11 protein-coding genes and 1 pseudogene are annotated in these 13,703 nt (G+C 63.3%); 9 read left to right on the forward strand and 3 right to left on the reverse strand.

The genetic code is table 11. From position 1 onward, the window contains the following. Positions 1-2,389, forward strand: a pseudogene (locus IVB01_RS21385) (glucose/quinate/shikimate family membrane-bound PQQ-dependent dehydrogenase). Here IVB01_RS21385 and IVB01_RS21390 read toward each other — a convergent pair. After that, positions 2,273-4,198 carry an SDR family oxidoreductase gene (locus tag IVB01_RS21390; protein ID WP_247280427.1) on the reverse strand — a complete coding sequence of 642 codons (1,926 nt, stop codon included), beginning with the start codon at positions 4,196-4,198 and terminating at the stop codon, positions 2,273-2,275. The pseudogene IVB01_RS21385 and the gene IVB01_RS21390 sit on opposite strands and share 117 nt — an antisense overlap. A 526-nt stretch (positions 4,199-4,724) precedes the next feature. Between IVB01_RS21390 and IVB01_RS21395 the strand changes: the two genes are divergently transcribed. Continuing rightward, positions 4,725-5,510, forward strand: coding sequence for a Crp/Fnr family transcriptional regulator (locus IVB01_RS21395; RefSeq protein WP_247280426.1), 786 nt, complete (start codon positions 4,725-4,727; stop codon positions 5,508-5,510). On the opposite strand, the gene IVB01_RS21400 is transcribed toward IVB01_RS21395, so the two are convergent. Further along, positions 5,450-6,427: a hypothetical protein gene (locus IVB01_RS21400; RefSeq protein WP_247280425.1), complete on the reverse strand. Its 978-nt coding sequence runs from the start codon at positions 6,425-6,427 to the stop codon at positions 5,450-5,452. The genes IVB01_RS21395 and IVB01_RS21400 overlap by 61 nt on opposite strands. Positions 6,428-6,441: 14 nt before the next feature. Next, positions 6,442-6,729 (reverse strand): hypothetical protein, encoded by a 288-nt coding sequence (locus IVB01_RS21405; RefSeq protein WP_247280424.1) that lies wholly within the window; start codon positions 6,727-6,729, stop codon positions 6,442-6,444. 318 nt (positions 6,730-7,047) lie between these two features. Between IVB01_RS21405 and IVB01_RS21410 the strand changes: the two genes are divergently transcribed. From IVB01_RS21410 to IVB01_RS21440, 7 genes are read left to right on the forward strand one after another with little or no spacing between them, the layout of a single operon-like run. Beyond that, the gene (locus tag IVB01_RS21410) at positions 7,048-8,148 is read left to right on the forward strand and encodes an inositol-3-phosphate synthase (protein ID WP_247494832.1); all 1,101 of its coding nucleotides are present in this window, start codon (positions 7,048-7,050) and stop codon (positions 8,146-8,148) included. Continuing rightward, the gene (locus IVB01_RS21415) at positions 8,148-8,744 is read left to right on the forward strand and encodes a histidine phosphatase family protein (protein WP_247280422.1); all 597 of its coding nucleotides are present in this window, start codon (positions 8,148-8,150) and stop codon (positions 8,742-8,744) included. The genes IVB01_RS21410 and IVB01_RS21415 overlap by 1 nt, the downstream gene beginning before the upstream one ends. Further along, positions 8,741-9,844, forward strand: a complete 1,104-nt coding sequence (locus IVB01_RS21420; protein ID WP_247280421.1) for a glycosyltransferase — start codon at positions 8,741-8,743, stop codon at positions 9,842-9,844. The genes IVB01_RS21415 and IVB01_RS21420 overlap by 4 nt, the downstream gene beginning before the upstream one ends. A gap of 2 nt (positions 9,845-9,846) precedes the next feature. Further along, positions 9,847-10,656, forward strand: a complete 810-nt coding sequence (locus IVB01_RS21425; RefSeq protein WP_247460434.1) for a sugar phosphate nucleotidyltransferase — start codon at positions 9,847-9,849, stop codon at positions 10,654-10,656. Beyond that, entirely contained in the window at positions 10,653-11,420 is a 768-nt protein-coding gene (locus IVB01_RS21430; RefSeq protein WP_247280419.1) for a TIGR04290 family methyltransferase, read from the forward strand. The genes IVB01_RS21425 and IVB01_RS21430 overlap by 4 nt, the downstream gene beginning before the upstream one ends. Beyond that, a complete protein-coding gene (locus tag IVB01_RS21435; protein WP_247280418.1) occupies positions 11,417-12,370 on the forward strand; it encodes a beta-xylosidase in 954 nt (317 codons plus the stop codon). The genes IVB01_RS21430 and IVB01_RS21435 overlap by 4 nt, the downstream gene beginning before the upstream one ends. Next, positions 12,358-13,563 (forward strand): phosphopentomutase, encoded by a 1,206-nt coding sequence (locus IVB01_RS21440; RefSeq protein ID WP_247494833.1) that lies wholly within the window; start codon positions 12,358-12,360, stop codon positions 13,561-13,563. The genes IVB01_RS21435 and IVB01_RS21440 overlap by 13 nt, the downstream gene beginning before the upstream one ends. The last annotated feature ends 140 nt before the right edge of the window (positions 13,564-13,703 follow it).

Below are 13,703 nucleotides of genomic sequence, written 5' to 3' on the forward strand. Positions count from 1 at the left end.
ATGACTCCCATCCACTTGTTCCGTGACGCGCCACTGCTCGCGATCACCATTGTGATCGTCGCTATCATGGGATTGGCCCTCGCCGGCGGCGGCGCCTGGCTCGCTGTGCTTGGGGGCTCCTTTTACTATCTCGTCGCCGGGGCCATGCTTCTGCTCACCGCGTGGCTGCTTACGCGCCGGCGTGCCGAGGCGCTCTGGGTGTATGCCGCGCTGCTGCTTGGCACGATTGCGTGGGCAATCTGGGAGGCCGGCCTCGATTTCTGGTCCCTGGCGCCGCGCGGCGACGTGCTTGCGCCGCTGGGCGTCTGGCTGCTGTTGCCCTTCATTACGCGTCGTTTGGCACCTCGCTTGCGTGCCGCGCGATCGGCGCTCGGCCTCGTACTGATGGCGGCGGCGGCCGTGCTCGCTCTCTCCCTCACGCGCGATCGCCACGATCTTGCCGGCACGGTGCCGGAGAGCGAAACGACGGGCGCCATTGCCTCCTCCGAAGCAGCCCCGCCCGCCGCCGGCGAAAACTGGACGGCCTACGGCGGCACTGGCTGGGGGACGCGCTATTCCTCGCTCAGCCAGATCACCAAAGCCAACGTGAAGGACCTCAAGTTCGCCTGGGAATTCCGCACCGGCGACCACAAGGGTCCTGATGATCCCGAAGAGATCACCAACCAGGCGACGCCGCTCAAGATTGGCGATCTCCTCTATACCTGCTCGCCACACCAAATCGTGTTCGCGCTCGACGCTGCGACCGGCAAGTTGCGCTGGAAGTTTGACCCTCAGATCCAACACAACCAGGCCTTCCAGCACATGACCTGCCGCGGCGTGTCCTATCACGCAACAAAGCCTTGGCGCGGTCACGGCCGACGGCGCGCCGGCCCCAAGCGATTGTCCGCAGCGCATTTTCGTGCCGACGAATGACGGCCGGATGTTTTCGCTGGATGCCCAGAGCGGCACGCCCTGCGCCAGCTTTGGCAACCAAGGTCAGATCGACCTCAAGGAGGGAAGCGAGGTCCAGACGCTCGGCTTCTACGAGGGTACCTCGCCGCCCGTGGTGACCGACAAGGTTCTGATCGTCGGTGGCGCCGTCATCGACAATTATTCCGACCGCGTGCCTTCAGGCGTGATCCGCGGCTTCGACATCTATTCCGGGCGACTGATATGGGCGTTCGACGCCGGCAATCCCGATCCGAACGAGATGCCCTCCGCCTCGCATCATTTCACGGCTGGTTCACCCAATTCGTGGAGCATCTCGGCGGTCGACGAAAATCTCGGGCTCGTCTACGTCCCGCTCGGCTCAAGCTCTCCGGATATCTGGGGCGGCGGCCGTTCGTCGGACAAGGAGCGTTACGATTCGGCGCTGATCGCGCTCGATATCGCCAGCGGAAAACTACGCTGGTCGTTCCAGAACGTGCACCATGATCTCTGGGATATGGACATGCCTTCGCAGCCGAGCCTGGTCGATCTGCGTTCGAATGGCGGCACCACGCCGGCGATCTACATTCCGGCAAAGACGGGCGACATTTTCGTGCTCGACCGCCGCGACGGGCATCAGCTGGTGCCCGCGCCGGAGAAGCCCGTGCCGCAGGGCGCCGCACCCGGCGACCGGCTGTCCCCCACCCAACCCTTCTCGGAATTGAGCTTCCGCCCACCCGGCATGCTGACGGACGCGCAGATGTGGGGCAGCACGATGTTCGACCAGCTCGCCTGCCGTATCAAGTTCAAGCGTCTCCGTTACGAAGGGCCGTTCACGCCGCCTTCGGAGCAAGGCACGCTGGTGTTCCCGGGTGATTTCGGCATGTTCGAGTGGGGCGGAATTGCCGTCGATCCACAGCGGCAGATCGCGATCGCAAACCCTCAATCGATACCGTTCATTTCCCGCCTGGTGCCGCGTGGAAAAGACAATCCGGCCGCGCCGAACGCTGCGCATCCACCCGGCACCGAACTCGGCGTTCAGCCGATGTACGGCGCTCCCTATGGCGTCGATCTCGGCATCTTCCTGTCGCCGCTCGGCATACCCTGCCTCGCCCCGCCCTGGGGGAATATCGCGGCCATTGCCCTCAAGACGCACAAGGTGGTGTGGCAACACCGCATCGGCACGATTCGCGATCAGGCCCCTGTCCCGCTTCCGTTCAAGCTGGGCGTTCCCATGCTGGGCGGGCCGATCGTGACCGCGGGAGGCGTCATCTTCATCACGGGAACAATGGATGACTATATTAGGGCATTCGACGTCGGTGATGGCAAGCAGCTCTGGCAGGACCGTCTTCCCGCTGGCGGCCAATCAACGCCGATGACTTACGAGACCGGCGGCAAGCAATACGTGGTGACGGTCGATGGCGGCCACGGCTCGTTCGGCACCAGGCTCGGGGACTACGTGCGAGCCTACGCGCTGCCATGATGTCCGTCGGTCAAGACAGCCTTGGTACGGTACGTCCGTCGACGTCCGGCGACGCCTGGTCCTGATCTGCGGCCGACGCGGCCGGACGGCTACCGAGGCCACCAAAGCCACACACGCAACCATTCCCACAAGTGCAAGCCCCTGGCTGATGATCCTAGCCGGTGGAAGCTGCTTCCGCCCCAGCCACCCCCCGTCTACCGACGTGCCGAGCGGCGAGGCTTCGATGATACTCCCCTCGCTGATCGGTGCGCGTCCGGCGCGCGATAGGAGGAATCGGAATGCGCCACCTAACAGATTTTCAGTGAATTTCGGCGCGATGGCGTAGGCCATCTGGCCACCGCGCGCGGGCCAGCCGACGGCCACTTCATCGCGCGGCGCGCGAACGAGGTTCAAAAAGGTCTGAGCGACATCTTCTGACTGGTACAGCAGCGGCCCCGGATCGAGCCTCTTCCCCGACATGTTGGCGCCGTGGACGAAGCCCGGCGTATCCACCATCGCCGGGAACACGCCGCAGACATGGATGTTCGGATGCGCGCCGAGTTCCTGGCGCAGGCTCGCCGTGAAACCGCGCAGGCCGAACTTGCTTGCGGAATAGGCCGCCGCAAACGGCGTCGGCACCCAACCCCCCAGCGAGATGTTGTTGATCAGGATGCCTCGGTTCTGGCGGAGAAAGATCGGAAGCACCGCGAAGGCGCCGTGCATCATTCCCAGGAGATTGACTTCAATGGTTCGGCGGTGAAGCGCGAAGTCGGCGTCCTGATAGGCGCCGAATACACCGGTGCCGGCGTTATTGATCCAGACGTCGATTCCGCCGAATACATCGTCAACCTGCCCTGCCAATCGCTGCACCGCTTCCGCATCGCTGACATCGGTCTGGACCGCCAAGGCACGGCCTCCCAGCGCCTCGCACTCTGCCGCGAGGCTTGCCAGGATCTCGCCGCGACGTGCGGCAAGCGCCACGCTCGCCCCTTGCTGCGCAAACGCCAGCGCCGCCGCTCGGCCAATTCCGCTGGATGCTCCCGTAATGACGACCCGTGTGCCCGCCATTGGCCGCCGCGAAGATCCCGAGGCATCCATTGGGACAAGCCAGCGCAACGACCGCCGGAGGCGCACGGCCGCGTCCGCCTTGAACCAATCGCCATGCGCGAAGATGACCCGCTCAGGCGCCAGGCGCACGAGCCGTTCGGCCGCGGCGTGTACCGAACGGCCGCCGAGGCGCAACAAGAGCCGGAGATAAATCGGCGCCTTGCCGTCAGGCTTGGCGATGCCGAGCAGGTTTGCGGCGGCCTGATTTGACGCGGAAAGATCATGGGAATCAAGGTTCTGCACGAGATCCGTCAGGATCAGCGTGCGGCTCCGCTTGTCGAATATCTCCACCTCGGAGAACATCGGGGCATGCACCGAGATGGTCTCAAGCTCGGCGGCCCACTCTCCGGGGGTGGTGTCGCCGAGCTCGCGGTCAACGCGAAGCCCGGCCTCTCGCACCTGGTTCCGCGCAGACAGTCCTCGCGCTGTAAAGGTCAACGTCTGCGACAGATGCCTCTGCCAGGCAGGCAGAAACATCCAGTGCGCCACATTCGGCGCGACCAGATATTTGATTGATCCCAACCGCTCCAGCTCGTTGCGCAGAGCAGGCGAATATCGCACCGGCGAGTGCAGCACGAGGTCACCATTCGACAGCCGAATGACCGTCATGCGAACAGGCAGACGCAGACCCGCCGCGCTAATTGGCGCGTCGTCCGCGATCCAGATGTCATCCGTCACCCTCGTGAGGGCGGCGGTCGATAAAGCGGCGTCAAATCTGTGCATGAGCGTCTTCCGGTCGGGACCTTGCTCAAATCCCTGACATGACGCTCGTTCCTAGCCAGGCGCCCGGCGCAAAAGCTTCGATGACTCAAAGATGTACAGGAGCAAATCGTTCAGGGGAGCCGCGCAGGTGCCGGCGTCGCGAGTTCGCCATAGCCCCATTCCCGCCCGTTACCGCTGCATGGCTGAGGCTTCGGACAAGGCCCTGGAACCGGCCTTCCGGAGGACCGCCAAGAACCGCCAAGAGAGGTCTGTCCCCTTATCGCCATCGTGTCGGTGTCGAACAGGGGACCGCCTCCCGCGGAAAGACCTCACGCTACGCAATAGTGCCGGCGAAAGATCGCAGACGCCTCGAAGTGCGGACGACTGCCGCTTTCCCTAATTTCATTTCACAGGAACATTGAAGACTGGCGAACGTCGACTCGCACCAATCGATCATACCCCGATCGAGGGAGCGTATCACAGGTTAATGCCTGCCCTTTGCCATTTGGGTCAGAGTTGCGGTAGGCGGCGGGCGATCGGATGACCGATGCAGACGGGATTTGCCTTTTCCAAGCTTGCCGATCACCTGGCGAGTATCGGTGACGTGACGGCCGACGACCTCGATCTGCTGGCAGAAATGCCGAGCACGATCGCGCACTTCAGTTCACATCAGGCTATCCTGCGCCACGGCGACGACAGCCATCAATGCTGCCTGCTGCTCCAGGGCTACCTGTCCTGGCAGGACGCCCAGGGCGCAGACGGGCAGATCACGTCGATCTCGGTCCCCGGCGACATCGCTGACCTCCAAACACTCTATCGGCCCCGCATCAACGGCAACCTCATTGCCCTCGGGCCTGCCGTGGTCGCGCTAGTCCCGCATCGCTTCTTTCGCGAACTATCGGCGCGCTCGCCCGCGATGTCGCGTACCCTCCTGCTGATGCTGCTTGGCGACCACGCCAGACAGCGCAACTGGGCCGTAAACCTCGGCAGCCGGGACGCCTTGACGCGTGTAGCGCACCTGCTCTGCGAGATCACGACACGCCTGCAGAATGTCGGGCTCGCAAAGGACTTCAGATTGGCTTCGCCGTTCACCCAATCCGACCTCGCGGCGGCCTGCAGCATCTCCCCAGTCCATGTCAACCGCACCATCCGGGAGTTGCGCCGCTGCAACCTGCTGCACTGGCACGGCAAGACCTTGATGATCTCCGACTGGCCCGGACTGGTCCGGCTGGCAGGCTTCGATCCCGCGTATCTAGGCATCCGGCCACCTGATCAAGGCCGCCGACCAGTGCAACTGGAATTGACCAAAGGTGCCGTCGCGTCGGCCAGATGATATTGCGTAACCTTCTGCTCACACCTCACACGCTCCTGTAAGGCTTCGCGCACTTCCAGAATGACAGCGCCCCAATCGCCGGCCGTCTTTTGACGAAACAGGCGCAGGCTCGGATACCAAAACGTACGGCACCCGGATGAAGGCCAGCGCCAGTCGCAATCGGCGTGCAGCAGCACCCAGGCTTCGCATCCGAGTGCTCCCGCGAGGTGTGCGACCATGGTGTCAACGCAAATGACGAGATCGAGCTCACAGAGAAGACGACCGAGAGCCGCGATATCGGGCGTGCTGATGTCGCGAGCGCCGATCTGCGCGAGCTCTTCGGTCCCCGCCTCTCTTTGGAGCGAATGAAGCGCTACGCCAGGAACGGCGAGACGTCGCAACAATGCGGGGAGAATAGCGCGCCGCTTATCCCATTGGCCGACCTCCCAGACCAAGCCGACGGCCAGACCTTCGCAGTCGAGCGACACAGGCATACTTCTCGGCGGCAGCGTCAAATATGGCGCGCTCATCTCAATCTGCCCTCTCTCCACCCTGAGCGCGTGCGGCACCTCCATGATCTCGATGTCCACCTCGAAGTCAGCTTCAGGCGTACCCGAATGGAGCGCAAGCGCGCAATCGACGCCTGCCGTGCGCTCGACCAGCGGCAACAGTTCGGGCTGACACCAGACCGTGACACTGCGCGCTATGCCGCGAAGAGGTTGCATGAAACGCAGGAACTGGATCGTGTCGCCGAGCCCGTGATAGCACCGCACGAGCACGTGCTTGTTCGCAAGCGACTCCCCCCGCCAGATTCGCTGAAGGTGACGCGGACCGGTATGCTTGGGCGGGTACCCGGACATCGCGAGATCGTGGTCATTGATGGCCCAGGCACGCGCAAAGTCGCCTGCTCGCATGGCCTCCACCCAGCCGTTCGTCACGTCCCGAGATCCGGCTAGCGACGGACGAATTTGTGGAAGCGGCTCAGCTTTCCGTCCTTGGTCCGGTCCTGGTGCAGGAAGGCAATGCCGGCCTCGTCGAACTTCTCGAAGAACTCATCCCAGCCGATGCGGTCCAGCCCCTCATCCGGCGGATCGAAATCGATGCGCAGGATGCCGGCGTGTCCATCCTCTTCGGTCGCCTTGACCGTCGCCGGCTGCCCACCGCGCTCTTCGATCCATTTGCGGATCGCGGCGTGATCGGTGGTCTGCTGGGCTTCGTTGTTCTGCGTCTTGGACGTCATGTGGCACCTCGCTTGTGCAGGCACGGCCATCGCCGAAGCCATTTGCGATGAAACGCGGGCCGGCAGGATTTGTTCTTCACGGCGCGCCGGGGCCAACGCCGGACAACCAGCATCATCTTCTTCATCTTCATCCAGGATGATGTTCGTTCCGTTGATCCGGCTGCGGATCTTATCCCAAGTTAAGCGCGCTGCATTTTTGTTGCCCTGAATCGATGCGCACGCGGGCTCGGCGGCTCCAGCACAGGAACGAACATACCTTCCGACACGTTCGCCGATCTACTTACGCTGATGCCATCGTCTTCCCGGAGGTCTTAGTCCATGCATTCCCGTCTTCAGGACAGGCGCCGCGTGCGCGTCGGCATCGTCGGCGTCGGCAATTGCGCAAGCTCCTTCGTCCAGGGGCTCACCTATTACCGAAACGCCAAATCGAACGAGCCTGTGCCCGGCCTGATGAACGTCGATCTCGGCGGGTATCACATTAGCGACCTCCAGATCGCGTCAGCTTTCGACGTCAACGCCGGCAAGGTCGGACGCGATGTCGCCGACGCCATCTTTGCCAAGCCGAACAACACGCATCGGTTCTCCGATGTCGAACAGACCGGCGTGATCGTTCAGCGCGGCCCGGTCATGGATGGCATCGGGCACTATCTCGAAGATGATGTTCCGGTCGCCGACGTCCCGGAAGCCGATGTTTCGGAGGTCCTGGCGATGTCACGGACCGACGTGCTGGTGTCGTACCTGCCCGTCGGCTCGCAACGCGCAAGTGAATGGTACGCAGCGCGCGCCATCGAAGCCGGCTGCGGCTACGTTAATTGCATCCCCGTTTTCATCGCTTCCAATCCGGACTGGCGGCAGCGGTTCGAGAATGCAGGCCTTCCGATCATCGGCGATGACATCAAGAGCCAGGTCGGCGCAACCATCCTGCACCGCGTGCTCGCCAATTTGTTTCGTGATCGCGGCGTGCGGCTGGACCGCACCTACCAGCTCAACGTCGGCGGCAATACCGATTTCAAGAACATGCTCGAACGAGAGCGGCTGACCTCGAAGAAGATCTCGAAGACTCAGGCGGTCACCAGCCAGTTCGACGTTCCGATCGATCCCGACAACATCCATGTCGGGCCGAGCGATCACGTGCCCTGGCTGACCGATCGCAAGCTCGCTTTCATCCGGCTCGAAGGCACGACATTCGGCGGCGTGCCGCTGAGCGCCGAAGTCAAGCTCGAAGTGTGGGACTCCCCGAACTCCGCAGGCGTCGTGATCGACGCGGTTCGCTGCGCAAAACTTGCCATGGATCGCGGTCAGGGCGGCGCCCTGACCGGTCCCTCCAGCTATTTCATGAAATCGCCGCCGCAGCAGTTCACCGACGAAGAGGCCAGACGGCGAACGCGCGCCTTCATCGACGACAAGGTGTATACCTGATGGCGAGGATCATTCATCTCGTGCGTCACGGTCACCATGCTTTGCTCGGCCGCACGCTATGCGGCCGGATGAATGGCGTCACGCTCGACGACATCGGCTGCGAGGAAATGGCGCGCTGTGCAATCACGATCAGCCCGTGGCCAGCCTTGATCCAGTCGAGCCCGCAGCGGCGCTGCATGCAATCAGCCTCCATTCTGGCGGCGCACTTCGGACTGCCGATCGAGATCGTCCCCGCTCTCGACGAGCTCGACTATGGCGAATGGAGCGGCCGGTCCTTTGAGGAGCTCCGTCAGGACCCGCAATGGTCGCGCTGGAACAGGCGGCGCGGGGCTAGCCGCCCACCCGGGGGCGAGAGCATGCGGTCGCTCCAGAATCGCGTCGTCGGCCATCTGGAGCAGCTGCGCAACGATCATTCTGCGGGCACCGTCATTGCCGTCAGTCATGCCGAGCCGATCCGTGCTGCGCTCTTGCATTACGCGCGCATGCGGCTTGACGACTTTCTCTCGATCGAAATCGACCCAGCCAGCATCTCCACTCTCAGCGTGGACAGCCGCGGGTTCAGGATTACCGGGATCAATCAGCGGGTGCCGGCGTGAAGATCGTCATTTTCGGGCTGACCATCTCCTCCTCCTGGGGCAACGGCCACGCGACCCTGTGGCGCGGCCTCTGCAAGCATCTGGCACACCTCGGCCATACCGTCGTCTTCTACGAGCGCGATGTGCCCTATTACGCCGGCGCCCGCGACTTCAATGAATTGCCGGGCGGCCAGCTGCGGTTGTTTTCGACTTGGGACGAGACCCGCTCCCTCGCCCGCGGCGACGTCGGGGATGCCGATGTCGCGATCGTCACGTCTTATTGTCCCGACGCGATCGCGGCGACCGACCTGATCATGTCGGAAAGACGCGCCGTTCCCGTCTTCTATGATCTGGATACCCCGATCACGCTGGCGCGGCTCATGGAGGGTGGATCCGTTCCTTATATCAGCCCACGGGGCCTACGGGATTTCGCGCTCGTCCTCAGCTTCACCGGCGGGCCCCGCGTTGCCCACGAATTCCGCGACCGGCTCGGCGCCCGCGACATTCGCCCCCTATACGGCCACGTCGATGTCGATATTCATCGCCCGGTGCCGCCCCGACCGCACTACCGCGCAGATCTCTCTTATCTCGGCACCTATTCCGAAGACCGCCAGCGCGGACTTGAAGCGCTGTTCGTCGAACCGGCACGCGCGCGGCAGGACCTGCGCTTCCTGATCGGCGGGGCGCAATATCCTGACGACTTCCCATGGTCGCCCAACATCTACTTCGTGCGGCATCTGCCGCCATCGGAGCATGCGCCTTTCTTTGCGTCCTCCCGCTTGACCCTCAACGTCACACGCAGAGCCATGGCGGAGATGGGCTGGTGCCCCTCCGGCCGTCTGTTCGAGGCGGCTGCCTGTGGCGTCCCGCTCCTGAGCGACGACTGGCCGGGTATCGAAGAGTTCTTCGCGCCTGGCAGGGAGATCCTGATCGCCCGCGACGCGCAGGACACATTGGCGGCATTGGCGATGCCGAGCGCCGAGCTCCAATCGATCGCTAGATGCGCCTATGAACGGACATTGGATCAGCACACATCCGACAAACGCGCGCGCGAGCTGGTGTCGCTGCTCGAGCAGGCGGCGTCCAGCGGCACGCATCGCCAGCAATCCGAGGAGGCCTGACCATGTGGGGCATCGTTCCGGCCGCGGGCCGCGGCAGCCGCATCCAACCGCTAGCGTTCTCCAAGGAGCTGCTGCCCGTCGGCAGCCGGCGCGACGACGGCACGGAGCGCCCCTGCGCGGTCTCCGAGTATCTCCTGGAGCGCCTCATCCTCGGCGGAGCGGACAAGATCTGCTTCGTCATTTCGCCGGGCAAATCCGACATTCTGGAATATTTCGGCGATCACTACGGCAGTGCTCAGCTCGCCTATGTGGTCCAGCCCGACGCATCCGGCTTATGCGACGCCGTCTTCCGGGCCGGCACCGTGGTCGGACATGACGAGCACGTCGTCGTCGGCCTGCCCGATACCGTGTGGTTTCCAAAGGCCGCCTTGCAGGCTCTGCCCGATGCCGACCTCTCCTTCCTCCTCTTCCCAGTCGAGCGCCCGGAATTCTTCGACGCCGTCGTGGTCGAGGGAGACAGCGTGCGGGAGATCCAGGTCAAGCAGCCGACCCCAACTTCGCGGTGGATCTGGGGCGCTTTCAGGATGTCGGCCACCGGCTTCCGCGAATTGCATGCGCTCTGGAACGCGCGAGACCGGCGAGACGAATATTTTGGGACTTTGGTCAATGCCTACCTCCAGGCAGGCGGCGTCGGCATCGGGATCAAGGCGGGGGAGTCCTATGTCGATGTCGGAACCGTCGACGGCTATCGCAAGGCTATGGCTCTTCTCGCGGACAGCGCCGGCGCTGACGGCCGGTCGAGGTTGCGGGTCGGCACCTCGTCGGATGGAGCTCGACCGATCCCCGCAATGGACAACGGAGCGACTGCATGACGAGAGCGCTACTTACGCGCGAGGAAATTCGCAAGCGCGTCGATGCGCTCGGGCCGTGGTTTCACAATCTCGACCTGAACGGCGTGCCGACCGCCCCCGCCCACTTCCTTGGCGACTATCCCAGCGTGAAATGGCGGCGATTTTCCGGAATCATTCCGAACCGCCTCGAAGGCAAGACCGTGCTCGATATCGGCTGCAACGCCGGCTTTTACGCCATGGAGATGAAGCAGCGGGGCGCCGAGCGTGTGCTTGGACTAGACACCGACGAGGAGTACCTGGCGCAGGCGCGCTTCGCCGCCGAAGTGAAAGGCCTCAGGATCGAATTCCGCAAGATGTCGGCCTATGACGTCGGGCAGCTCCGCGAGAAGTTCGATCTGGTGATGTTCATGGGCGTGCTCTACCACCTGCGCCATCCGCTTCTGGCGCTGGATCTCATCCACGAGCACGTCGCCAAGGACCTCCTCCTGTTCCAGTCGATGCAGCGCGGCGACAGTCACGTCGACGCGATCGAGAAGAACTACGATTTCTGGACCACCGACCAGTTCGATTCCGCCGGCTATCCCAAACTGCACTTCATCGAGCACAAGTACGCCGACGACCCCACCAATTGGTGGGTCCCGAACCGGGCCTGCGTCGAGGCCATGCTGCGCAGCGCCGGCTTTGCCATCACTGCGCATCCCGAAGAGGAGGTCTATCTCTGCGAGCGAACGGAGCGCCCTCAGGCCGATGGACCCGTCTATCCTTGCCGGAGCACAAACCGATGATCGAGGCTGCCAAGATCTGGAACGAGCCGAACAACAAGTCGCATTGGAATATCCTGATCGATCCGGATTGGGCGATGTTCGCGAACTTGGCCATCGCTGCCGGCAAATCGATCCGCAGTGCGCGGCGCGCATTGCCAATCGTGCTCGGCGGCATCTCGCCGATTGATCCGTCGTTCATGCGCAACATGCAGAGCCGCGGCGTGCTCGACAATTTCGATGCAGTCGCCGTGCATGGCTTTCCGCTCGACTGGAACCTGTGGCAGATCGGCGAGTGGCCGGCCAAGATTGAGGAGATCAAGGCGGTCACCACCCTGCCTGTCTGGGTGACGGAGGTCGGCGTCTCCTCGTTCGGCGCCGAAGAGGTGCAAGCCTGGGGCCTGTCGCGCACAGCCGAACTCCTGATCGGCCGTGCCCCGCGCATCCATTGGTACAGCCTCTACGACCTTCCCTCCGCCTGGGAAGCAACGACACGGCACAAGGAAGCCGAAGGCTCCTCGTATTACAGGCATTTCCACATGGGCCTGCTGCGCGAGGACGGCACGCCAAAGGCGGCGGCCGATCAGTTTGGCATCTATGCGCCTGCAATGGGTCTGTGCCAGTGGTTCCACTTCGAGGATCATCGCCTCGACGACGCCGTGCACTGGATGCGCCGTCTCGGCGTGACCCATCTCAGGACAGGTCTTTCATGGGCCGACAGCTTCCGTCCTAATGCGCTCGCATGGTTCGACCGCCAGATGGAGGCGCTGGCGGAATTTCAGGTCACGGTGACGTTCTGCTTCACGCCCGAGCATCTGGGCATCGAGCCGCATCACACCAGCCCGCCACTCGACGTCAATGAATTTGCCGATTTCTGCGCATCGATGGTCGATCGCTACTGCACGAAGACGGGTGTTGCATCCTCCGCAACGTCCGCCAATCCCCCTATCAGGGAACCGACATGCGTGCCCTGATCCTGGTGATGGACTCCGTCGGCATCGGCGGCGCGCCGGATGCCGCTCGCTATGGTGACGATGGCGCCGACACTGTCGGCCACATCGCTGAAGCCTGCATGGCCGGTCGCGCCGACAGCGCCGCCCGCGAGGGTCCGCTCCGGATTCCCAATCTCGTCGCGCTCGGCCTCGGCCAAGCCTGTCGCCTCGCCACCGGGCGCGTGCCGCCGGGGCTGGACGGTCGGGTCGAGCACCGGCAATTTGGGTGCGCAACCGAGATCTCGAAAGGCAAGGACACCCCGTCAGGTCATTGGGAGATCTCCGGAGTGCCCGTACCGTTCGAATGGGGCTATTTCCCTCGAACGATGCCCTGCTTCCCCGCGGATCTGACTAGGGCCTTCTGCGAGCAAGCCGGATTGCCCGGCATCCTCGGGGATTGTCACGCCTCCGGCACGGAGATCATCGCCGAGTTCGGCGAGCGCCACATGCGAACGGGAATGCCGATCTGCTACACCTCAGCCGACAGCGTGTTCCAGATCGCAGCGCATGAGGAGACCTTCGGGCTCGAACGTCTGTATGAGATTTGCGCGATCGCAAGGCGACTGATCGATCTCCTCAACATCGGCCGCGTCATTGCCCGGCCATTCGTCGGCACAAATGCGAGCGACTTCAAGCGCACCGTACACCGGCGCGACTATTCGGTGCCGCCGCCCGGGCGAACCATCTTAGATCTCGCTGAAAGCGCCGGCCGTGACATCGTGACGATCGGCAAGATCGACGACATCTTCGCTCATCGGGCAACTGGGCGAAACATGCGCGGCGACGGCAATGACGGGCTGTTCGACGCCTCGCTCAAGGGGCTGGCCAGCCTTGCGGATGGAGGATTGCTGTTCGCCAACTTCATCGACTTCGACACCCTCTACGGCCATCGCCGCGACGTCGCGGGCTATGCCGCGGCACTCGAAGTCTTCGATGAACGTCTTCCCGAGCTACTGTCACGTCTGCGGAGCGACGATCTTCTGATCATCACCGCAGACCATGGCTGCGATCCGACCTGGAGGGGCACCGACCACACCCGCGAACAGGTGCCGATCCTGGCCCGGACGACGCAATCATCTGCTCCGATCGGCCGGCGTGCCGGCTTTGCCGATATCGGCGCCACCGCAGCAAGGCATCTGGACCTGCCGGAACCGCTGCACGGCGCGCACTTCTAGCGGGCAGCAGGGCTGGGGATTCACCTAGGTTATTGATCCAGGTTAGAGAAATATTCGTTTGTACAATTTCGAGGAACGAACATTCCTTGCATCGCTTCTGACTCCAAACGTGACTGGCGTGCAGGTCGTCCGACCAGACA

This window comes from Bradyrhizobium sp. 164 (assembly GCF_023073715.1).
In the GTDB taxonomy this organism is placed as follows: Bacteria; Pseudomonadota; Alphaproteobacteria; order Rhizobiales; family Xanthobacteraceae; genus Bradyrhizobium.